The sequence below is a fragment of the Inquilinus sp. YAF38 genome (assembly GCF_052113205.1).
In the GTDB taxonomy this organism is placed as follows: domain Bacteria; phylum Pseudomonadota; class Alphaproteobacteria; order DSM-16000; family Inquilinaceae; genus Inquilinus.
The window spans coordinates 81698-100858 of sequence record NZ_JBFRCU010000005.1 but is presented as its reverse complement, the minus strand read 5'-3'; the positions used below and the strand labels follow the sequence as shown (position 1 = coordinate 100858).

The following is a 19161-nucleotide window of genomic DNA, read 5'->3' as shown; positions in this document are numbered from 1 at the left end:
CGCCCCGTCTTCCATCAGCGGGTGATCAAATCCGCCGGCAGGTCGCGGTCGTGGAATTTCTTGAAGGTGGCGTTCAGGCTGCCATCGGCGAAATGCGCCTTGATCCAGTCGTCCAGCCAGGCCTTCAGCTTCGGCTCGCCCTTCGGCAGGGCGATGCCGAGGTTCAGCTCCTGCTGCACGAACTTGGTCTCCAGCTTGTCCGACCGGCCCTTGTTCATCTCCGCCACCACCGCGCTCTGGGTCGAGACGATGTCGACCTGGCCCGAGACCGCGGCCGTGATCAGCGTCGCATCGTCCTCGAAGCGGACGATCTCCGCCTCCTTGGCGTTCCTGGTCACCAGCGTGTCGTTGACCGTGGCCCGGGTCACGCCGATGCGCTTGCCGGCCAGGTCGGCATAATCCTTGACCGCGACGCCCGCCGGGGCCGCGACCTCGATGTTCAGCGTGGCGTAGGGGATGGTGAAGTCGACCGCCTTCTTCCGCTCCTCGGTGATCGCCAGGTCGGCGACCAGCAGGTCGGCCTTCCCGGTCTGGATCGTCGGCACCCGGGCGGCGTTGGTGATCTGTACCAGCTCGAGCTCGGCGCCCAGATCCTTGGCGATCATCTTCGCGGTCTCGACGTCCGAGCCGGTGGGCTGCAGCTTGTCGTCGACGAAGGCGAACAGCGGCACGCCCATGGCCACGGCGATGCGCACCTTCTTCGTCGACTGGATGTCGTCCAGCGATTCCGCCTGCGCCACCGGCGCGGCCGCGACCCACAGCACCGCCGCCGTGGCGGCGAGCTTCAGCAAACCTGTCACCCTCATAACGTTCCTCCACCCTTGATTGCGGCAGGACCGGCTGCCGTTCCGTGTCACAGCCCGTTGGACAGGAAGTCGCGGAGCTCCTGCGTCTGCGGGGCCGCCAGCATCTCGCCGGCTCCCGTCTCCCAGACCTTGCCCAGATGCATGAAGACGATCCGGTCGGCGACGCGGCGGGCGAACGCCATCTCATGCGTCACCACCAGCATGGTCATGCCGCCGCGGGCCAGACCCTCCATCACCCTCAGCACCTCGCCCGTCAGATGCGGGTCGAGCGCCGAGGTGACCTCGTCGAACAGCATCACCTTCGGGTTCATCGCCAGCGACCGGGCGATCGCCACACGCTGCTGCTGGCCGCCCGACAGCTGCTCGGGATAGGCGTCGATCTTGTCGGCCAGGCCGACGCGGTCGAGCGCGCCCCGCGCCAGGTCGCGGACCTCGGCGCCGTGCATCCGGCGCACACGCCGCGGCGCCAGGGTAATGTTCTGCTCCACCGTCAGATGCGGGAACAGGTTGTAGCTCTGGAACACCATGCCGACGTCCTGGCGCAGCGCGCGCAGGTTCAGGTCGGCCGCGTCGACCTTGTGGCCGCAGACCTCGATGTGGCCCGACTGGATCGTCTCCAGCCGGTTGACGCAGCGCAGCGCCGTGCTCTTGCCCGAGCCGCTGCGGCCGATCACGGCGACGACCTCGCCCTTCTCGACCTCGAAGGACACGCCCTTGAGCACCTCGAGCTCGCCGAAGCGCTTGTGCACATCACGCAGCGTGACGACGGCCGACATTCAGCTTCCTTTCGAGGGAACGGCTCCAGCGCGACAGCGGGTAGCAGAGGGCGAAGTAGATCAGCCCGGCGATGCCGAAGACGAGGAATGGCTGGAACAGGGAGTTGTTGATGACCTGGGCGGCGCGGGTCAGCTCGATGAAGCCGACCACGGAGGCCAGCGAGGTGCTCTTCAGCACCTGCACCAGGAAGCCCACGGTCGGCGCCGTGGCGATGCGCGCCGCCTGGGGCAGGATGACGTCGGTCAGCACCTGCCAGCGGTTCAGCGCCAGGCATTCGGCCGCCTCGCTCTGGGTCTTCGGCACCGCCTCGACGCAGCCGCGCCAGATCTCGCCGAGGAAGGCGCTGCAATAGATCATCAGCGACACGCCGGCGGCGAGCAGCGGCGGCACCTCGATGCCGATGATGCCGAGGCCGAAATAGACCAGGAACAGCAGGATCAGCAGCGGCGTGCCCTGGACGATCTGGACGTAGACGAAGGCGGCGCGGCGCAGGAACCGGCCGCGGGAAATCCGCAGCAGCATGATTCCGAAGCCGGCGACGCTGCCGAGGGCGAAGGCCAGCAGCGACAGCACCACGGTCCAGGCCGTGCCCTGCAGCAGATAGACCAGGTGATTGACGGTGAAGGTGCCGCCCATGCCGGCCTCCTCAGAGCGGGGTGCCGAGCCGGCGCCGGCGCGGGAAGATCGCCTGGCCGAACAGGTGGAAGCCGAGCTTCAGCAGCAGCGCCATGGCCAGGTACAGCAGCGCCACGACGATGTAGGTCTCGAACGGCCGGAAGGTGTCGGACTGGATGTTGTTGGCGATCGCCGTCAGCTCCTCCGCCGAGATCTGCGAGGTGACGGAGGAGGACAGCATCATCAGCACGAACTGGCTGGTCAGCGCCGGATACACCCGCTCCAGTGCCGGGCGCAGGATCACGTCCCAGTAGATCTGCGGCGTCGACAGGCCCAGCGCCTGGGCCGCCTCGACCTGGCCGGGCGGCACCGTGTCCATGCCGGCGCGCACGATCTCGGCCGTATAGGCGCCGACATTGATCACCATGGTCAGCACCGCGGCGGCGAAGATCGGCAGCCTGAGGCCAATGCTGGACAGGCCGAAGAACAGGAAGAAGATCTGGATCAGGTACGGGGTGTTGCGGACGATCTCGACATAGGCGCCGCACAGCCCGGCGATCCAACGCGACCGGCCACGCCGGCCGATCGCCAGGACCACGCCGATGGCGAGGCCCAACACGGTCGCCACCGCCGTCATCTGCAACGTCATCAGCGCGCCGTGCAGGAAGGCCGGCCAGTAGTCGCGCAGGCTGTCGAAATCGAACTGGTACCGCATCGGGCCTACGCCCCCTCCCCTGCTCTCGCTTGTCCTGACGCCGCTCAGTAGCCGGGCGGCGGCGCGTCGACGAAATAGTCCGGATTGTGGTTCTTTATGCCGCCGATATCGGCCAGCAGCGCCCCGAGATGCGCCCCCATCGCCGCCGCGGCGCGGTCCGGGTCATGCGCCTCGATGCCGTCGAGGACGGTGCCGTGCTCGGCGATGATGCGCGCCAGCCGCCCTTCCTCGGGCAGGGTCAGGCGGCGGTACCGGTCGACCTGCAGCTTGACCTGCTGCACCAGCGACCAGATGCCGGGATGGCCGGCGGCGTCGGCGATGCCGGCATGGAACGCCTCGTCGGCCTGGTGGAAGCCCTCGCGGTCGCCCGCCGCCTCCATCTCGCGCAGCCGCTCCATCACCGCGCGCAGGGCCGCGACCTGGCTGGCCCTGGCCCGCTCGGCCGCCATCCGCGCCGTCGTCTCCTCCAGCGATTTGCGGATGATGATCGCCTCGGGCAAAGCGTGCACCGGGATGCGCGACACGAAGGTGCCCGACTGCGGGAAGATGTCGACCAGCCCCTCATCGGCCAGGCGCAGCACGGCCTCGCGCACCGGGGTGCGGCTGACGCCGTAACGCTCGGCGATCTCCTTCTCGATCAGCGGCGCGCCGGGCTTCAGGCGCAGGGCGACGATGTCGCCGCGCAGCGCCCGCCGAATCAGGGCCGAGGCGGTGGTCGGCTGCCCCTGCGACAGCGCGTCGAGCCGCGGCGAGCGCGGCATCCGCCGCCGTCCTGCCGGTCCGTCCTCCGCCGCCGCACCACGCATCCGCGCCCTCCCCATGCTTCTGATATGCAACGTATACTAAAATATCAGTTGGGCAAACATGGCAGTGCGTTCCGCCCGCTCCAAGGTTTCCGCGGGTCTCCGTTTTGACCGAAGGAATGACTCGCCATCAGCGACATGCTGTGACTTGATTCTGCTGGGCGAAGCCCATTTGATTAAAACACCGAAGGTCGTGGCGTCCCGAAACCATGGGAGCAATGCGGCGGGGCGTGCAGAGAGGGAGAGCGAGGAGAGATGGCGATGAAGCAGCGGGCCCCCCAGCGGCTGAAGCAGATGCTGAAGAGTTGCGGCGCACGCGTGGATGCCAGGGTGCGGGAACAGCTGGCGGCGCTGCCGGCGGGCTGGACCCGGCCGGTGACCGGCATGTTCGCGCGGGTCGAACGCATCCTGACCGACGAGGAACGCCAGACCTTCCGCTGGACCGAGGTGCGCGACCGAGATGGGCGCCTTGCCGCCTCCTGGTCCGGGGCGCGCGATTCCGGTGTGCTGATCGACCAGATCGTCGAAGAGGCGGCGACCGATCTGTCCGACACCGGCCCTGCCGGCTGGAAGAATTCGGCCGCCGAGCTGGCCACCAGCATCCGCGGCATGGCGGCGAAGGCGTCCTCGCCGGCCGCTGCCGCCAAGGCCGCCGCCGCCGCGCTGCCGATCATGATCGCCGAGGCGCAGGCTTATTTCCGCAATCCCGATGCCGAGGCCGGCGCCATCACCCAGCAGATCCGCGAGGCGCTGCAGCGGCTGGACCACGAGGCGCGCCGGTCGCTGCGTGCCAAGCTGATCCCGGACGCGTCGTAAGCCGCCGAATCGACCGCTTTACCTCTCCCGCTTGCGGGAGAGGTCGGAGACGCAAAGCGGCTCCGGGTGAGGGTTCTTTGTCGAGGCCGTGCCCGCCCTCACCCGGTCTCGCTGCGCGAGCCCGACCTCTCCCGCCAAGCGGGAGAGGCAACGCAAAAAGTCCGCTATCGAACCTCGCAAGCCTCGGCCGGCTTGAGCACCACCTCCCGCCGCCGCAGCAGGGCGTAGGCGACCAGAGCCGCTGCCAGGGTGGCGGCGACCAGCACGCCCAGCATCGCCTGGAAGGCGGCGCCATAGGCCTGGGCCAGCGCCGCACGGCCAAGGCCGGGCAGCAGCGCCTCGGCCCGGCCCATGTCACCGCCGGCCAGGGCGTTGACCGCGTCGGCCACCCCGGCCTCGTTGCCGGCGGACCCGCGCAGGCCGGACTGGCCGAGCGCCACCACCAGGGCGCCGGCGGCAGCGATCGCCACCGCTTCCCCCGCCACCCGCATGGTCGAGAAGATGCCGGTGGCCATGCCGGCGCGCTCGCGCGGCACGACGCTGACCGACAGGTCGTCCATCAGACCCCAGGGCAGGCCGGTGCCGATGCCGACCACCAGCATCGGCAGGGCCAGGGTCGCGACCCCGGCACCGACCGGGACGGCGGCGAGCCAGCCGAGGCCGAGCGCGGCGATCACCAGCCCGACCGCCGACAGCACCGCCGCCGGGATCCGGCGGGCCAGCATCCCGGCCAGGAACGGCACCACCGCCATCGGCACCGACAGCGCAATCATCAGGCCACCGGCCTCGATCTCGCTCATCCCCTCGGCGCCGATGAAACGCACCGGCAGCAGCACCAGCGGTACGACGAAGCAGACCGCCGTCGCGATCGGCAGGAACTGCGCCCCGACAAAGCGCGGGTAGCGGAACAGCGACAGGTCCAGCATCGGCCGCTGCACCCGGGTCTCGACCGCGACGAACGCGGCCAGCATCGCCGCGGCGCCGAGCAGCAGGCCCAGCACCGTTGGGCTGCCCCAGCCGTCCTGCGGCCCCTGCATGATGCCGAAGGTCAGAAGGCCGAGGGCGGCGGTGAAGCTGAACAGCCCCGGCCAGTCGACGCCGGTGGCGCCGGGGTCGCGCGATTCCCGCATCCGCGGCAAGCCGAACACCAGCACCAGAACACCGATCGCGGTACCGGTCAGGAAGATGGCGCGCCAGCCCAGCGTTTCGACCAGCACGCCGGCCAGGATCGGGCCGAAGGCCAGGCCGATGCCGAAGCTGGTGCCGAGCAGGCTGAAGGCGCGGGTGCGGGCCGAGCCTTCGAACTCCTGCGCCAGCGAGGCGGCGCCGCCGGCCATGGCAATCGAAGCGGCGATGCCCTGGGTGCCGCGCAGCAGGTCCAGCGCCACCACCGTCGGGGCGAAGCCCAGCACCAGCGACAGCAGGGCGAAGCCGGCGACGCCGATGCCGAACATGCGCTTGCGGCCGAGTTGGTCGGCCAGGGCGCCGGCGGCCATGACGAAGCTGCCGAAGCTGATCACGAAGGCGTTCACCACCCAGGCCAGGGCCACCGGGCTGCCACCGAGCTCGCGCCCGATTGCCGGCAGCGCCACCGCCGGGCCGGTGAAGCTGAGCGGCATCATCAGCCCGGCCAGGCAGACGGCGCCCAGCACCCAGGCGCCGTTGGCGGTGTCGTCGGGGATGGCGCGTGCAGTCATGGGACGTCCCATATTTTTAATGATCGATAAATAAATAGCTGGCGCAGTTGCATTCCGAGGTCAAGCGAATTATTTATGGATCGTTAAAGAAAGGAACGGAGATGGCGGAGCGCGGCCGACCCCGCGGTTTCGACCGGCACGTGGCCCTGCGGCGGGCGATGGAGCTGTTCTGGCGGCACGGCTATGAGGGCGTGTCGATGGCCGATCTGACCGCAGCGATGGGCATCGCAGCGCCCAGCCTGTACGCCGCCTTCGGCAGCAAGGAGGCACTGTTCCGTGAGGCCGTCGCGCTGTACCGCGCCACCGACGGCTCGGCCACGCGCCGGGCGCTGGACTGCGAGCGGACGGCGCGCGGTGCGATCGAGGCGATGCTGCGCGACAATGCCGACGCCTTCACCGACCCTAGCCTGCCGAATGGCTGCTTCGTCATCCTCGGCGCCATCAACACGGCGCAGGAGCATGAGGGCGTGCGCGCCCATCTGCTGGACCTGCACCAGGAATCCTGCGGCATGATCCTGCGCCGGCTGGAACAAGGCGCGGCCGCCGGCGAGCTTCCGTCGGGCGTCGATCTGGGACCGGTGGCCGGCTTCTATTCGACCGTTCTGGCCGGCCTGTCGATCAAGGCCCGCGACGGCACCGGCCGCCGCGAGATGCACGCCATCATCGACCACGCCATGGCGGCGTGGGATGCGATGGTGGCGGCCGCCCCTAAGCCGGCGGGCGGGGCCAGCGGCGGGTGATGCGGTACACCGAGGCCGGCGGGACATTCGCCACCGCCCGGCCGGTCTTCACCGCCTTCAGGCCGAGCCGGTCCAGGATGGCGCGGGGGATCGGGCAGCGCGGCCCGTAGGTGAACTGGTAGAAGGCCCCGTCCGGCCGCAGATGCCGGAAGGCGCCGTCGAGGATGCCGATCACCGTCTTGGCCGGCATCGACAGCACCGGCAGGCCGCTGACCACGGCGCCGACTTTCTCGCCGTCGAACGGATCGGCGGCGCCCAGCCGGGCGGCGTCCATGCACAGCACCTGCGCCGCCGGGAAGCGCTGGCGCAGCAGCGCCGCGAAATCCGGCCCGGCCTCGACCAGCGCCAGCCGCGATTCCGGCACGCCGCGGCCGAGCAGCGCCCGGGTGAAGACGCCGGTGCCGGGCCCGAGCTCGATCACCGGCCCGGTCTCCGGCCCGATCTCGGCGGTCATCGCGGCGGCCAGGGCCCGCCCTGAGGGCACCACCGCGGCCACCCGCAGCGGCGCCTTCAGCCAGGCGCGGAAGAAGGCGAAGTCATCGGCCGCATCCTGCCGGCGCGAGGGACCGGTCGCCGGCCGCGGCGACATCGCGGCGCCCGACATCAGGACCGGCGGGGCGCCGGCGGAGGAGACGGCAACCTGCCGCCGGCGGGAAAAGCTACGCCACATCATCGTGCCCATCAGCTCCAGAGACACCAGCGCGACCAGCACCATCAGCGCGATCGAGGATGCGTTCGGGTTCGGTTCGATCAGCGACGCGGCGGCATAGCCGGTGCCGATGAACAGCCCGTTCCACAACCCGATCCCGAGGGCGGTCGCAGTGAAGAACATCACGGGGCGGGCCCGCAGCAGCCCGGCGACGCCGGGCACCACCAGCCGCACGGTCGGGACCAGCTGCGCCAGCAGCGCGAAGATCGCCCCGCGGTCGCGCAGCCAGGCGATGCAGCGGTCGACCCGCGCCGGCCCCATGCCGAAGAAGCCAGCGGTGCGGCGCAGCAGCGCCCCGGCCCGCGCCTCGCCCAGGCCCCAGCCCAGCCCGTAGAACAGGGCGCAGCCGGCGATGCCGCCGATCACGGTCATCGCCAGGGCCAGCGGCAGCGACCAGTAGCCCTCGCCGACTGCCACCCCGACCGCGACCAGCAGGCCGTAGGAGGGCAGGATCGGCAGCAGGCGCTCGACCAGCATGAGGCCGAACAGTCCGGCGACGCTGCAGGCGGCGATCCAGGGCATGAGGTCTCCCAGCGGGTCCAAGGCCGACTCCCCTGTTATCATAATGACATCGAGAAGGTCAGGGGAACGCGATAGCGGTGCGCTCCGCTTATATGAGCCTCGGCGGCAGGTTGCGGCAGCGGCGTTGCGTCGCGGCAAACAAGGCGGTCGCTGATGGAGCGATCCGAAGCCGGCGCGGGAGTTCCAGTTCGTGCACGACAATCCGTGGCCGGAAACGATGGCGTGTATCGAGACGCGGAAAAGGCCGGTTCCGCCATGTGCGGCCTGGGGCCGGATAAATATCCCGTCCCTGTCGGCCTGGCGTCGGCCCGCTCGTCCTATGGTCGATCGCAGCCAACAGAGGAGACGCGGGATGTCCTATGCAGACGGATTCGTGCTGGCGGTGCCGAAGGCCAGGCTGGAGGAGTACAAGGCGATGGCACGGCTGGGCGGCACGGTGTGGAAGGAGCACGGCGCGCTGGCCTATGTCGAATGCACCGGCGACGACGTGCCCTACGGCGAACTGACCTCCTTCCCACGCGCTGTGCAGGCGAAGGAGGACGAGGTGGTGATCTTCGCCTGGATCGTCTACGAGTCCCGCGCCGCTCGCGACGAGATTGTGAAGAAGGTGATGGCCGACCCGCGCCTCACGATGCCCCCGGCGGGCATGCCCTTCGACGGCAAGCGCATGATCTATGGCGGGTTCGAGGTATTCGTCGAGCTGTAGCGGTCAGGCCGGGTCGCGGTCGAACTGGCCGGCGCCGGCGACCGGCGCCAGCCAGGGTTCGCGGCGGATGATCCAGCCCTCGCGGGTCGGACGCAGGTCGCCCGGCGCGTCATCCAGGGCGCCGAGCAGGATCTCGACCGTGTCCTTGCCCTCGGATGGATGGAACAGGCGCGAGCCGCAGACCGGGCAGAAGCTGCGGCCGCGATAGGTTCGGAACTCGCCCGTCACGGCGAAGGCCTCTTGCGGCCAGTCGGCATAGTCCATCGCCACCACCCCGGTGGCCTTGCGGCATTCGGTGCAGTGGCAGATGCCGACCTTCAGCGGCTCTCCCCGCAGGGTGAAGCGCACGGCGCCGCAGCTGCAGCCGCCCTGGCGCAGGCGCGTGCCGTCGGCATCGATCCGCGGCTCCGGCCGCAGCACGGGATAATCGCTCATCCGACTCCTCCTCCGCTGGTTGCTTCGGGGACAACACCGGATCGGGGGCTTCGTCTCCGCGAGGCCCTAGCGGGAGCCTCGGTCTTGCAGCAGGCCGGACAGCAGGGCGCCGAAAGCCTTGATCGAATGCCGCGCCGCGGCCTCCGGGTCGGGGGCGTTGGCGATCCATTGCGCGGCGTGCAGCATCGCGCCGTTGAGCAGCCGCGCCGTGGTCTCCGGATCGACCGGAACGATGACGCCGTCATCCGCCAGCCGGCGCAGGCTGCCGGCCATCAAGGCGATGCATTCGGACTGGCTGCCCCAGGTCGAGGGATCGCCGAGCACCGACGGCCCGTCGCGCAGGACGATGCGCCGGATCTCCGGCTCCAGCGCCATCTCGAGATAAGCGATGCATTCGTCCGCGAAGGCCTGCCAGGGCGTGCCGGCGCGGCCGGAGACCTCGCGCAGCCGGACGTTCATCTCGGCGTCGATCTCGGCGATCACCGCCCGCAGCAGGCCCTTCTTGTCGCCGAAATGGTGATAAAGGGCGCCGCGGGTCAGCCCGGCCTCGGCGGTGAAGTCGTCCATCGACGCCTCGGCATAGCCCTTGGTGCCGAAGGCATGCCGGGCCGCCGCCAGCAGCTTGGCGCGGGTCTCGGCGATCATCTCGCTGCGCGGTCGGTGGGCCATGCCTTTCCTCTCACATACGCTACGTATGCTAGTTGACAGATAGCGCATCGGCAATTATCTGATTGACATACGGCACGTATGCAAGGGAGGCCGCCATGACCAATCCCTATGCCGCGATCTTCCGCGCCCCCGGCGCCAAGGCCTTCTCGGCCGCCGGCTTCATCGCCCGGCTGCCGCTGGCGATGGTCACGCTCGGCATCGTCACCATGCTGTCGCAGACCCGAGGCGAATACTGGCTAGCCGGCGGCGTGTCCGCCACCTTCGCCCTGGCCAATGCCTTGATCGCGCCGCAGGTCTCGCGGCTGGTCGACCGCTACGGCCAGGCCCGCGTGCTGCTGCCCGCCACCGCCGTCACCGTCGCCGCGCTGGCCGGATTGATGGTGGCCACCCGCACCGGCGCGCCGGACTGGACCCTGTTCCTATCCGCCGTGCTGGCCGGGGCGATGCCGAGCATTTCGGCGATGGTGCGGGCGCGCTGGACCCGGTTGTACCGCGACACGCCGAAGCTGCATGCCGCCTTTGCCTTCGAATCCGTGGTCGACGAGGTGATCTACATGACCGGGCCGATCCTGGCGATCGGCCTCAGCGTCGCCGTCTTCCCGGAGGCGGGGCCGCTGGCGGCCACCCTGCTGCTGGCCGCCGGCACGCTGCTGTTCGCGGCGCAGCGGTCGACCGAGCCGCCGGTGCACGCGGCCGAGGCCGGCCGGGGCGCCGCCGTCATCCGCCTGGGGTCGCTGCGCGTCATCGTGCTGACCCTGGTGGCGATCGGCGCGATCTTCGGCACCGCCGAGGTCACCGCCATCGCCTTCGCCGAGGCTCAGGGCCAGAAGGCCGCGGCCAGTCTGGTCCTGGCCGCCTATGCCGCCGGGTCGCTGATCGCCGGCCTGGTCTTCGGCACCCTCAAGCCGCGGATGCCGCTGTCCGGGCAGTTCGTGCTGGCCATCGGCCTGGCGATGCTGACAACGCTGCCGCTGCTGGTCGTCGGCAGCATCCCGACCCTGGCCGTGGTCCTGTTCCTGGCCGGTGCTGCCGTGTCCCCCACCATCATCATCTCGATGGGGCTGATCGAGCGGCTGGTGCCGCCGTCGCAGCTGACCGAGGGCATCACCTGGGCGATGACCGGCATCGGCATCGGCGTGGCCTTCGGGTCCTCGGTCTCGGGCTGGGTGATCGACACTTTCGGCGCCCAGAATGGCTTCTGGGTGTCGGTGGCCTCGGGTGCACTGGCACTGGCCATCGCTCTCTTGGGCCAGCACCGGCTGCTGGTGCGGGCGCCGGTGCCGGCGGCGGCCTGACGACGCCGCCGGGCTCTCGCCTCAGGGCAGATGCGGCCCCAGCAGCGACAGGTCGGCGGGGCCGAGCCGGTCCTTGGCGGTGCGCAGCTGGTGCCAATAGGGGTACAGCACCGGCGGCGCACTGACCTTGTCCAGCTTCGCCCGCTCCTCCGCCGTCAGCACCAGATCGGCGGCGCCGAGATTGTCCTTCAGCTGCGCCTCGGTGCGGCCGCCGATGATCACCGAGGTGACCGCCGGCCGGCCCAGCAGCCAGGCCAGCGCCACCTGGGCGCCGGACACGCCGCGCGCCTCGGCGATGCCGACCAGCGTGTCGACGATGGCCCACAGCCGGTCCTCGTCGCGGATCGGCGGCTCGCCCCAGCCGGCGAGCTGGCGGGTGCCCTCCGGCGTCACGCCGCGCCGGTGCTTGCCGGACAGCAGGCCGCCGGCCAGCGGGCTCCAGACCAGGATGCCGAGCCCCTGGTCGATCGACACCGGCACCAGCTCGTACTCTGCCTCGCGCGCCTCCAGCGTGTAGTGGATCTGCTGGCTGACGAAGCGCTGGCGATGGGTGCGGTCGCTGACCCCGAGCGCCTTCATCAGGTGCCAGCCGGAATAGTTCGAGGCGCCGATGTAACGGACCTTGCCCTGGCGCACGAGGCTGTCGAGCGCGTCGATCGTCTCCTCCAGCGGGGTCTGCCCGTCCCATTGATGGACCTGGTAGAGGTCGATGACGTCGGTGCGCAGGCGCTTCAGGCTGGCCTCGCAGGCCTCGATCAGGTGGTGGCGCGACAGGCCGCGGTCGTTCGGGCCGTCGCCCATCGGAAAGCGCGCCTTGGTGGCGATCAGCACGCCCGCCTTGCGCTTGCCGCCAAGCACCTCGCCGATGATCTCCTCCGACCCGCCGGCCGAATAGACATCGGCGGTGTCGATCAGGTTGACGCCGGCGTCGAGGCACAGATCGACCTGCCGCCGCGCCTCGTCGACGCCGGCATTGCCGACCTTGGCAAAATTGCCCTTCCCGCCCATGGTCATGGTGCCGAGGGTGATGGTGGAGACCTTGAGGCCGGAGCGGCCGAGCAGACGGTATTCCATGACGCGCCTCACTGTGTCGGGTCGGCCAGTCCTAGACCTGCGGATTTCAGCGTGCCAACGGAAAGATCAGATCGCTTTCAGCGTCAGCAGTGCTGAATGGACGGCTGCGATTGCGCCGCGGGGCCGGGCTCGGCACACTCTTCGGTTCCGGTCGGCCGCCAGGACCCGCCCATGCGATCCACCATCGCCATCCCGGTCACCGTCCATCCGACGCCGGACGCGCTGGGCCGTGCCGTCGCCCAGCGCATCCTGGGCGGGATCGAGCGCGCGGCGGAGGAGAGCCGGCCCTATCTGCTGGGCTGCCCGGCCGGGCGGTCGGCCGCGCCGGTCTATGCCGCGCTCGGCGCCCTGGCGGGGATGACCCGGTTCGACCTGTCGCGCCTGGTGCTGGTGATGATGGACGAGTACCTGGTCGAGGGGCCGCACGGGCCTATGCTGTGCGATCCGCGGGCGCATTACAGCTGCCGCCGCTTCGCCGAGCAGGAGATCCGGGCCGTGCTGAACGCGAAGCTGCCGGCGCGGCGGCAGGTGCCGGCGACGAGCGTGTGGTGCCCGGCCGCGGCCGAGCCCGAGGCCTATGACCGGCGGATCCGCGACGCCGGCGGCATCGACCTGTTCCTGCTGGCCAGCGGCGCCAGCGACGGCCATGTCGCCTTCAACCCGCCGGGCAGCCCGGCCGAGGGCGGCACCGCCATCGTCGCCCTGGCGGAGGAGACGCGGCGCGACAACATGGCGACCTTCCCGGGCTTCGCCGCCATCGCCGAGGTGCCGCGCCGGGGCGTGTCCATCGGCCTCGGCACCATCGCCGGGCTGTCGCGGGCGGCGCTGATGATCCTGCATGGCGTGCACAAGCGTCAGGCGGTGCGGCGGCTGCTGGAGAGCCGCGACTTCGAGCCCGACTGGCCGGCCACCATCCTGCATCGCTGCCGGCACCCGGAGATCCATCTCGACGCCGCTGCTGCGCAGGAAGCATCGTGATCGCCGATACCACCGACGAGCTCGGCCGGCTGCGCGACCGGATCGCGGCCTCGCATGCCGTTGTCTGCGGCATGGCGCATGAGGCGGTGCCGCGCGACACAGTCGGGCAGCCGCTGGCCCATGCGGTCGAGCCCGATGGCTATGCCCGCCCGGCGCTGTGCCCGGCCGGGCGGCGCGACACCCAGCTGGCCTGCAGCCACACCGGCGCCCGGCTGCCGCTGCGGCGGGCGATCGAGACGCTGCACGCGCGCGGCGCGGATGCGGCGGCCGAGTTGCTGGCGGAATGGATGCGACTGGACACGGCGCTGGGCACGCTGGACCACCGCCGCTATGCGGCCGAGACCCGGCTGGCCGATGCGGTCAGGTCTGGCTCCGGCCTGATCTCGGAAGAAAGGCGGTCGATCGCGGCGCTGGTCCGGGAGCATCGCGATCTGGCCCGAGGGCTCGATGCGTTGCGGGACCGGATCCTGGCCGCGATCGACCGCGCCCTGCTCAGTTGAACACCGCCTCGTAGAAGCGGAGCTCTTGCGCCTTCGGCGCGTCCATCGCCGCCGGCACCACCGGGCTGATGAGGACGCCCTCCATCAGCCCCTTAGACGGGTGCCGGATGTTGTAGACCTGTGCGCCGAGATCGGGCGATGGCGGCGCCGTGAACAGGATCGCGAAGGGGTGGCGCCGCAACAGGCCCGGCGACTCGTAGGGCGAGAGGCGGACGGCGACCAGCGTCGCCTCCACCCGCCCGCCCGGCCCCTCGACCACGAAGGTCTGGCCACGGTGGTCCTTGAAGTCGTCGAAGCTGAGCTCGGCGAGCATCGCGGCGCTCCCTCAGCTGCGCGGCGGGAAGATGCCTTCCAGCGCGATGACCCAGTTGATCGCCAGATAGGGCGGCATGATCGAGAAGGGCTGGCTGCCACCGGACGGGCCGGTCTGCCCGCTGACCGGAAGATTCAGATTGACCGAGGGGTTGGCGCTGCCGGCGGCGAAGGTGTTGACCTCGACCGGGCCGCCGGTGCTGGGATCGGTGAAGTTCGGCACGCCCAGGATCGTGTTGGCGGCGGCCGTGGTCATGGTGGTGTTGGCGGAGGTGGTAGCCACCTTCTCGACCGCAGTCAGCGCCGACCCGTCATGGGCGTGCGCCGGCATGTTGTTGATGGTCAGCGTGGTGTTCGGCGTGCCGCCGACCTCCCCGAGCTCGTAAGTGGGTTGCCCCGGGCCGTTGCCGGCGCCGATCGGCAATCGGCTGAACAGGTTGGGCAGGGCGAAGGTGGTCTGGCCGTTGCCGCCATAGGTGGTGCCAAGCAGGCTGAACAGAGCCGTGTTCTGCGCGATCGACAGGATCTGGCCGCCACAGAAGGCCCAGCCGCGCGGTGCGAAGTTCGGGGCCCAGCCCATGATCGTGGCGAGATAGGATTCCATCTGAAATGCTCCTGAAAAATGGATCGAAAATGACCAAACGCGTGATGCCGATTCCGCTCCATCGATCGGGACGGAGCGGAACCGGCATCAGCAATGATAAAACGAATAGAAATATAGCTTCAATCTGAATCGATTGAATATCACATTATGTTACGCATTCGATATAAATTCAACTGAAAAAATCACCGCGCCAGCCACCCCCCATCGACCGGCAGCAGCGTCCCGGTGACGTAGCCGCTGTGCGGCGAGGCCAGGAACAGCGTCGCCGTCGCCAGGTCCTGCGGCACGCCCCAGCGGCCGACCGGGATGCGGTCGAGGATCTGCCTGGTGCGCACCGGGTCGGCGCGCAGCGCCTCGGTGTTGTCGGTCTCCATGTAGCCGGGGGCGATGGCGTTGACGGTGATGCCCTTCGGCGCCAGTTCGTTCGCCAGCGCCCGGGTCAGCCCGGCGATGCCGTGCTTGGCCGCGGTGTAGGACGGCACCCGGATGCCGCCCTGGAAGGACAGCACCGAGGCGATGTGGATGATCCGGCCCCGGATGTCCTGTCCCACCATGTGGCGGGCCACCGCCTGGCTGAGGAAGAAGGCGCTCTTCAGGTTGACCGACATCACCGCATCCCAGTCCGCCTCGCTGAACTCAAGCAGGTCGGCGCGGCGGATGATGCCGGCATTGTTGACCAGGATGTCGATCCGGCCGAGTCGGGCGACGATGTCGGCCACCACCGTGTCGAGCCCGGAGGAATCCTCGAGATCCCGCACCACCTCGAGGAAGCGGCGGCCGGTGCCGGCGATCGCCGCCGCCGTCTCCGGCATCGGGCGCGAGCCGAGCCCGGCGATGTCGGCCCCGGCCTCGGCCAGCGCCAGGGCGATGCCGCGGCCGAGACCGGTGCGCGCGCCGGTGACCAGCGCCACCTGGCCGGTCAGGTCGAACAGGCTCACAGCAGGTCCCCCATGGCGACGAAGTCCATGTCGGTGAAGGCCTGGTTGTCGCCCGCCATGCTCCAGATGAAGGCGTAGGACGCGGTGCCGGCGCCGCAATGGATCGACCAGGGCGGCGACAGCACCGCCTGCTCGTTGCGGACCACGAGGTGGCGGGTGGCCGCGGGCCGGCCCATGAAATGCATCACCACCGCATCGGCCGGCAGCTCGAAGTAGAAATACGCCTCCATCCGCCGGTCATGGGTGTGCGCCGGCATGGTGTTCCAGACGCTGCCGCTGTGCAGCCGGGTCAGACCCATCAGCAGCTGGCAGGTCGGCAGCACCTCCGGATGCAGGTACTGGTGCAGGGTGCGGCGGTTGCTGGTCTCGGGCGCGCCCAGCTCCTTCACGATCGCCTGGTTCCTGGCGATCACCCGCGACGGCAGCCCGGCATGGGCCGGGGTCGAGTTGATGTAGAACTTCGCCGGGTTGGCCGGGTCGACGCTGGCGAAGGCGACCGAGGCGATGCCCTTGCCGAGATAGAGCGCATCCTGCGACTCGACCTCGAACACGGTCTTGTCCGCGGTGACGCGGCCCGGGCCGCCGAGATTGATCAGGCCGAGCTCGCGCCGCTCCAGCAGGGTGGCGCTGCCGACCAGTCTGGCCAAGTCCTCGCCGACCACCAGCGGCGCGTCGGTCGGCACCGCCCCCATCACCAGCATGCGGTCGTAATGGGTGTAGGTGGCGCTCAGCATGCCCGGCGCCATCAGCTGCTCGATCAGGAAATGCCGGCGCAGATCCTCGCCGTCGAGCATCTCGGCCTGCTCGTAATGCACCGCCTGGCGGGTGGTCGGGGCGTCGCTCATGCTGTCCTCGTCTATCGGAATCGCGTCTAGCGGGTTCGGCCCGGGGTGGGCTCGTSGAACAATTCGGGGTGCTCGGCCTCGATCCGCGGCAGCGCGCGCAGGATCTCGGTCAGGTGATGGCGCATCGCCCGCTCCGCCGCGTCGGGGTCGCGGGCGTCGATTGCCGCCATGATGGTGCGATGCTGGTCGACCAGCGGCAGCATCGCCTCGGCGCCCGGCAGCGTCAGGGTGCAGATCCGGTCCATATGCGCCTTGAGATCCTCCACCGCCATCCAGGCAAGGCCGCAGCCGGCGCCCTCGGCGATGGCGATGTGGAACAGCTCGTCATAGCGCTGGAAATCGTTGTGGTTGCCGCGCGACGCGGCCTTGGCCTGGGCGTCGAGCAGGTCGTCGATCCGCTCGCGGCTCGACCGGTCGAAGCCCTCGCAGGCGCGCCGCACCAGCGCCACCTCGACCGATTCGCGGACGAAGCGCGCCTCGGTCATCCGCCGCACCGACAGCTTGACCACCACCGTGCCGCGCTGGGGCTGCACCTCGACCAGCCGGGTCTTCGCCAGCGCGATCAGCGCCTCGCGCACCGGCTGGCGCGACACGCCGTAGCGCTGCGCGATCTCCTGCTCCGACAGGCGGGCGCCCGGCGCCAGCTCCAGCGCCACGATGGCGCGGCGCAGCTCGCGCTCCAGCCGGTGCGCGGCGGATTCRAAGCCGTGGGCGGGGTCGATCTTCACATCGGGTCCTGTATGCCGTTGTCGTCTTGCATAACAGCCCATACTACCATACACAAGAATCCAGATACGCCCACGGAGCCTGCCATGAGTTCGAGCCGCGACCTGGCCATCGCCTTCACCGAGGCGCGCCGCGCCGCCCGCGCCCTGCCCGCTTATCCCGGCACGCTGCCGCTGGACCTGCCCACCGCCTATGCCGTGCAGGAGGAGGCGATCGGCCTGTGGACCGATACGCTGGTCGGCTGGAAGGTGGCCGGCATCGCCGAGACCTGGCGGCCGCGCTACGACGCGCCGCGCCTGGCCGGACCGGTGTTCGCCCGCAACTTCCGCGACGCCCGCGAGCGCCGGGTGGAGACGCCGGTGATCGCCGGCGGCTTCGGCGCGGTCGAGGCCGAGTTCGTGCTGCGGATCGGCCGCGACATCCCGGCCGAAGCGCGGCCGCGTACCCTTGAGGAGATGCAGCCCTTCGTGGCCGCGGTCCATGCCGGGATGGAGATCGCCGGCAGCCCGCTGGCGACGCTGAACGACCTCGGCCCGGGCGCCGTGGCCAGCGATTTCGGCAACAATGCCGGGCTCGTGCTCGGCCTCGAGATCGCCGATTGGGACAGCCGGGCGCCGTCCGACTGGACCGTGCGGATGCGGGTCGACGGCACCGTGGTCGGCGAGGGCAGCGCCGCCCGCGTCGCCGGCGGCGGGCCGATCGCCTCCCTCGCCTTCCTGGCCGAGCATCTCGGCCATCGCGGCCGCTCGCTGCCGGCCGGAAGCTGGGTGCTGACCGGCATGACCACCGGCGTCCATGTGGTGAAGCCGGGCGACCGGGCCGAAGCCGAGTTCGACGGCGTCGGCGCTGTCGACGTGCTGATCACCGCCGCTCGCGGCTGAGCCTCCGCGTCATCGGGCGATGGCCACGCCGGCGTGCTTGGCCTTCTCCTCCGGCTCGACATGGATGCTGATGATCGTGTCGGCGCCGATGTCCTGTTTCAGCGTCGCCTCGATCCGGTCGCAGATGTCGTGCGCTTCGGAGACGCTCATCGTGCCGGGAACGACCAGGTGGAAGTCGATGAAGGTCATCCGCCCGGCATGCCGGGTGCGCACGTCATGCGCCTCCAGCGCGCCGCCGCCGGTGCGCGCGATCGCCTCGCGGATGCGCGTCAGGGTCTCAGGCGGCACCGCTTCGTCCATCAGGCCGCCGACCGAATCCCGGACCATCACGTAGCCGGACCACAGAATGTTCAGCGCCACGATCGCGGCGAGGATCGGATCGAGGATCTGCCAGCCGGTCAGGGCCACCAGGCCGACGCCGATCAGCACCCCGCCGGAGGTGTAGACATCGGTCAGCACATGCCGGCCGTCCGCCACCAGCGCCGGAGCGCGGAGGCTCCGGCCCCAGCGCAGCAGGGCCCAGCCCCAACCGCCGTTGATGGCCGACGCCACCGCGCTGATCGCCAGGCCCAGCGCCGGCGCATCGAGCGGCTGGGGGTCGAGCAGGCCGGCATACGCCTCACGCAGGATCGACAGCGCGGCCAGGACCACCAGCAGCCCCTCGAACACGGCCGAGAAGTACTCGGCCTTGGTGTGCCCGTAGGGATGGTTGGCGTCCGCCGGCTGTGACGAGACCCGCAGCGCGATGAAGGCGGCGCCGGCCGCGACCACGTTGATGATGCTTTCGAGCGCGTCGGAATAGAGCGCGACCGACCCGGTGAACCAATAGGCCAGAAACTTGAGCCCGAGCACCAGCGCCCCGACGAAGATGCTGGCCAGTGCGGCCTGGGAGGCGCGGTCCATCAGCGGCCGCTTCCTGTTCCAGGGCAAAGGCGGAGAACCGGCGGCTTCATCTCGGACCAGGACATATCTCTCTAAGCCTCGACCTGAGAATTCCG

Annotated in this window: 23 protein-coding genes; 7 read left to right on the top strand and 16 right to left on the bottom strand. The window is 70.0% G+C overall.

Annotated elements, in window-relative coordinates:
• Positions 1-14: 14 nt before the first annotated feature.
• The 5 genes from AB4Z01_RS03700 to AB4Z01_RS03680 are packed head-to-tail and all read right to left on the bottom strand — an operon-like array spanning position 15 to position 3674.
• Complete coding sequence (locus tag AB4Z01_RS03700; protein ID WP_441690693.1) at positions 15-806, bottom strand: transporter substrate-binding domain-containing protein; 792 nt, start codon at positions 804-806, stop codon at positions 15-17.
• Positions 807-853: 47 nt separating this feature from the next.
• A complete protein-coding gene (locus AB4Z01_RS03695) occupies positions 854-1582 on the bottom strand; it encodes an amino acid ABC transporter ATP-binding protein (RefSeq protein WP_441690691.1) in 729 nt (242 codons plus the stop codon).
• Positions 1557-2219: an amino acid ABC transporter permease gene (locus AB4Z01_RS03690; RefSeq protein ID WP_441690689.1), complete on the bottom strand. Its 663-nt coding sequence runs from the start codon at positions 2217-2219 to the stop codon at positions 1557-1559. The genes AB4Z01_RS03695 and AB4Z01_RS03690 overlap by 26 nt, the downstream gene beginning before the upstream one ends.
• Positions 2220-2229: 10 nt before the next feature.
• Positions 2230-2913 carry an amino acid ABC transporter permease gene (locus AB4Z01_RS03685; protein ID WP_441690687.1) on the bottom strand — a complete coding sequence of 228 codons (684 nt, stop codon included), beginning with the start codon at positions 2911-2913 and terminating at the stop codon, positions 2230-2232.
• Between the two features lie 44 nt (positions 2914-2957).
• Entirely contained in the window at positions 2958-3674 is a 717-nt protein-coding gene (locus AB4Z01_RS03680; RefSeq protein ID WP_441690685.1) for a GntR family transcriptional regulator, read from the bottom strand.
• 303 nt (positions 3675-3977) lie between these two features.
• Between AB4Z01_RS03680 and AB4Z01_RS03675 the strand changes: the two genes are divergently transcribed.
• The gene (locus AB4Z01_RS03675; protein ID WP_429231344.1) at positions 3978-4532 is read left to right on the top strand and encodes a hypothetical protein; all 555 of its coding nucleotides are present in this window, start codon (positions 3978-3980) and stop codon (positions 4530-4532) included.
• A 164-nt stretch (positions 4533-4696) separates the two neighbouring features.
• On the opposite strand, the gene AB4Z01_RS03670 is transcribed toward AB4Z01_RS03675, so the two are convergent.
• A complete protein-coding gene (locus AB4Z01_RS03670) occupies positions 4697-6229 on the bottom strand; it encodes an MFS transporter (protein ID WP_441690683.1) in 1533 nt (510 codons plus the stop codon).
• Between the two features lie 101 nt (positions 6230-6330).
• Between AB4Z01_RS03670 and AB4Z01_RS03665 the strand changes: the two genes are divergently transcribed.
• On the top strand, positions 6331-6969 hold the full coding sequence (locus AB4Z01_RS03665; RefSeq protein WP_441690681.1) for a TetR/AcrR family transcriptional regulator: 639 nt from the start codon (positions 6331-6333) through the stop codon (positions 6967-6969).
• On the opposite strand, the gene AB4Z01_RS03660 is transcribed toward AB4Z01_RS03665, so the two are convergent.
• Positions 6938-8200, bottom strand: coding sequence for a VTT domain-containing protein (locus AB4Z01_RS03660; protein WP_441690679.1), 1263 nt, complete (start codon positions 8198-8200; stop codon positions 6938-6940). The genes AB4Z01_RS03665 and AB4Z01_RS03660 overlap by 32 nt on opposite strands.
• A gap of 352 nt (positions 8201-8552) precedes the next feature.
• On the opposite strand from AB4Z01_RS03660, the gene AB4Z01_RS03655 reads away from it, so the two are divergent.
• Positions 8553-8906: a DUF1428 domain-containing protein gene (locus tag AB4Z01_RS03655; RefSeq protein WP_441690677.1), complete on the top strand. Its 354-nt coding sequence runs from the start codon at positions 8553-8555 to the stop codon at positions 8904-8906.
• 3 nt (positions 8907-8909) lie between these two features.
• Here AB4Z01_RS03655 and AB4Z01_RS03650 read toward each other — a convergent pair whose 3' ends face one another.
• Positions 8910-9341, bottom strand: coding sequence for a GFA family protein (locus AB4Z01_RS03650; protein WP_441690675.1), 432 nt, complete (start codon positions 9339-9341; stop codon positions 8910-8912).
• Positions 9342-9407: 66 nt separating this feature from the next.
• Positions 9408-10010 carry a TetR/AcrR family transcriptional regulator gene (locus AB4Z01_RS03645; RefSeq protein WP_441690674.1) on the bottom strand — a complete coding sequence of 201 codons (603 nt, stop codon included), beginning with the start codon at positions 10008-10010 and terminating at the stop codon, positions 9408-9410.
• A 95-nt stretch (positions 10011-10105) separates the two neighbouring features.
• Between AB4Z01_RS03645 and AB4Z01_RS03640 the strand changes: the two genes are divergently transcribed.
• On the top strand, positions 10106-11305 hold the full coding sequence (locus tag AB4Z01_RS03640; RefSeq protein ID WP_441690672.1) for an MFS transporter: 1200 nt from the start codon (positions 10106-10108) through the stop codon (positions 11303-11305).
• Between the two features lie 21 nt (positions 11306-11326).
• Here the strand turns inward: AB4Z01_RS03640 and AB4Z01_RS03635 are convergent, their stop codons facing one another.
• Positions 11327-12379 (bottom strand): aldo/keto reductase, encoded by a 1053-nt coding sequence (locus AB4Z01_RS03635; RefSeq protein WP_441690670.1) that lies wholly within the window; start codon positions 12377-12379, stop codon positions 11327-11329.
• Positions 12380-12550: 171 nt separating this feature from the next.
• Here AB4Z01_RS03635 and AB4Z01_RS03630 point away from each other — a divergent pair, with 171 nt between their 5' ends.
• Positions 12551-13357, top strand: coding sequence for a 6-phosphogluconolactonase (locus AB4Z01_RS03630; RefSeq protein ID WP_441690669.1), 807 nt, complete (start codon positions 12551-12553; stop codon positions 13355-13357).
• Positions 13354-13857 carry a hypothetical protein gene (locus tag AB4Z01_RS03625; protein WP_441690667.1) on the top strand — a complete coding sequence of 168 codons (504 nt, stop codon included), beginning with the start codon at positions 13354-13356 and terminating at the stop codon, positions 13855-13857. The genes AB4Z01_RS03630 and AB4Z01_RS03625 overlap by 4 nt, the downstream gene beginning before the upstream one ends.
• On the opposite strand, the gene AB4Z01_RS03620 is transcribed toward AB4Z01_RS03625, so the two are convergent.
• From AB4Z01_RS03620 to AB4Z01_RS03600, 5 genes are all read right to left on the bottom strand, one after another.
• A complete protein-coding gene (locus AB4Z01_RS03620) occupies positions 13850-14170 on the bottom strand; it encodes a DUF6916 family protein (RefSeq protein WP_441690665.1) in 321 nt (106 codons plus the stop codon). The genes AB4Z01_RS03625 and AB4Z01_RS03620 overlap by 8 nt on opposite strands.
• Positions 14171-14182: 12 nt before the next feature.
• Positions 14183-14773, bottom strand: a complete 591-nt coding sequence (locus tag AB4Z01_RS03615) for a phage tail protein (RefSeq protein ID WP_441690663.1) — start codon at positions 14771-14773, stop codon at positions 14183-14185.
• Positions 14774-14955: 182 nt separating this feature from the next.
• Positions 14956-15711, bottom strand: a complete 756-nt coding sequence (kduD, locus tag AB4Z01_RS03610) for a 2-dehydro-3-deoxy-D-gluconate 5-dehydrogenase KduD (protein WP_441690661.1) — start codon at positions 15709-15711, stop codon at positions 14956-14958.
• The gene (gene kduI / locus AB4Z01_RS03605; protein ID WP_441690659.1) at positions 15708-16556 is read right to left on the bottom strand and encodes a 5-dehydro-4-deoxy-D-glucuronate isomerase; all 849 of its coding nucleotides are present in this window, start codon (positions 16554-16556) and stop codon (positions 15708-15710) included. Before kduI ends, kduD begins: the two co-directional genes overlap by 4 nt.
• 26 nt (positions 16557-16582) lie before the next feature.
• Positions 16583-17284 carry a GntR family transcriptional regulator gene (locus AB4Z01_RS03600; RefSeq protein WP_441690657.1) on the bottom strand — a complete coding sequence of 234 codons (702 nt, stop codon included), beginning with the start codon at positions 17282-17284 and terminating at the stop codon, positions 16583-16585.
• A gap of 84 nt (positions 17285-17368) precedes the next feature.
• On the opposite strand from AB4Z01_RS03600, the gene AB4Z01_RS03595 reads away from it, so the two are divergent.
• The gene (locus tag AB4Z01_RS03595; RefSeq protein WP_441690656.1) at positions 17369-18163 is read left to right on the top strand and encodes a 2-keto-4-pentenoate hydratase; all 795 of its coding nucleotides are present in this window, start codon (positions 17369-17371) and stop codon (positions 18161-18163) included.
• A 9-nt stretch (positions 18164-18172) separates the two neighbouring features.
• Here the strand turns inward: AB4Z01_RS03595 and AB4Z01_RS03590 are convergent, their stop codons facing one another.
• Entirely contained in the window at positions 18173-19066 is an 894-nt protein-coding gene (locus AB4Z01_RS03590) for a cation diffusion facilitator family transporter (protein WP_441690655.1), read from the bottom strand.
• Between the last annotated feature and the right edge of the window lie 95 nt (positions 19067-19161).

What these genes read in the sequence shown, in the direction of transcription:
- AB4Z01_RS03665 (WP_441690681.1), top strand. Translation starts at nt 6,331, where the DNA reads ATGGCGGAGCGCGGCCGACCCCGCGGTTTCGACCGGCACGTGGCCCTG.
- kduI (WP_441690659.1), bottom strand. Translation starts at nt 16,556, where the DNA reads ATGAGCGACGCCCCGACCACCCGCCAGGCGGTGCATTACGAGCAGGCC.
- AB4Z01_RS03670 (WP_441690683.1), bottom strand. Translation starts at nt 6,229, where the DNA reads ATGACTGCACGCGCCATCCCCGACGACACCGCCAACGGCGCCTGGGTG.
- AB4Z01_RS03595 (WP_441690656.1), top strand. Translation starts at nt 17,369, where the DNA reads ATGAGTTCGAGCCGCGACCTGGCCATCGCCTTCACCGAGGCGCGCCGC.
- AB4Z01_RS03650 (WP_441690675.1), bottom strand. Translation starts at nt 9,341, where the DNA reads ATGAGCGATTATCCCGTGCTGCGGCCGGAGCCGCGGATCGATGCCGAC.
- AB4Z01_RS03675 (WP_429231344.1), top strand. Translation starts at nt 3,978, where the DNA reads ATGAAGCAGCGGGCCCCCCAGCGGCTGAAGCAGATGCTGAAGAGTTGC.
- AB4Z01_RS03680 (WP_441690685.1), bottom strand. Translation starts at nt 3,674, where the DNA reads ATGCCGCGCTCGCCGCGGCTCGACGCGCTGTCGCAGGGGCAGCCGACC.
- AB4Z01_RS03700 (WP_441690693.1), bottom strand. Translation starts at nt 806, where the DNA reads ATGAGGGTGACAGGTTTGCTGAAGCTCGCCGCCACGGCGGCGGTGCTG.
- AB4Z01_RS03640 (WP_441690672.1), top strand. Translation starts at nt 10,106, where the DNA reads ATGACCAATCCCTATGCCGCGATCTTCCGCGCCCCCGGCGCCAAGGCC.
- AB4Z01_RS03690 (WP_441690689.1), bottom strand. Translation starts at nt 2,219, where the DNA reads ATGGGCGGCACCTTCACCGTCAATCACCTGGTCTATCTGCTGCAGGGC.
- AB4Z01_RS03630 (WP_441690669.1), top strand. Translation starts at nt 12,551, where the DNA reads ATGCGATCCACCATCGCCATCCCGGTCACCGTCCATCCGACGCCGGAC.
- AB4Z01_RS03685 (WP_441690687.1), bottom strand. Translation starts at nt 2,913, where the DNA reads ATGCGGTACCAGTTCGATTTCGACAGCCTGCGCGACTACTGGCCGGCC.
- AB4Z01_RS03635 (WP_441690670.1), bottom strand. Translation starts at nt 12,379, where the DNA reads ATGGAATACCGTCTGCTCGGCCGCTCCGGCCTCAAGGTCTCCACCATC.
- AB4Z01_RS03620 (WP_441690665.1), bottom strand. Translation starts at nt 14,170, where the DNA reads ATGCTCGCCGAGCTCAGCTTCGACGACTTCAAGGACCACCGTGGCCAG.
- AB4Z01_RS03590 (WP_441690655.1), bottom strand. Translation starts at nt 19,066, where the DNA reads ATGGACCGCGCCTCCCAGGCCGCACTGGCCAGCATCTTCGTCGGGGCG.
- AB4Z01_RS03695 (WP_441690691.1), bottom strand. Translation starts at nt 1,582, where the DNA reads ATGTCGGCCGTCGTCACGCTGCGTGATGTGCACAAGCGCTTCGGCGAG.
- AB4Z01_RS03655 (WP_441690677.1), top strand. Translation starts at nt 8,553, where the DNA reads ATGTCCTATGCAGACGGATTCGTGCTGGCGGTGCCGAAGGCCAGGCTG.
- AB4Z01_RS03615 (WP_441690663.1), bottom strand. Translation starts at nt 14,773, where the DNA reads ATGGAATCCTATCTCGCCACGATCATGGGCTGGGCCCCGAACTTCGCA.
- AB4Z01_RS03645 (WP_441690674.1), bottom strand. Translation starts at nt 10,010, where the DNA reads ATGGCCCACCGACCGCGCAGCGAGATGATCGCCGAGACCCGCGCCAAG.
- AB4Z01_RS03660 (WP_441690679.1), bottom strand. Translation starts at nt 8,200, where the DNA reads ATGCCCTGGATCGCCGCCTGCAGCGTCGCCGGACTGTTCGGCCTCATG.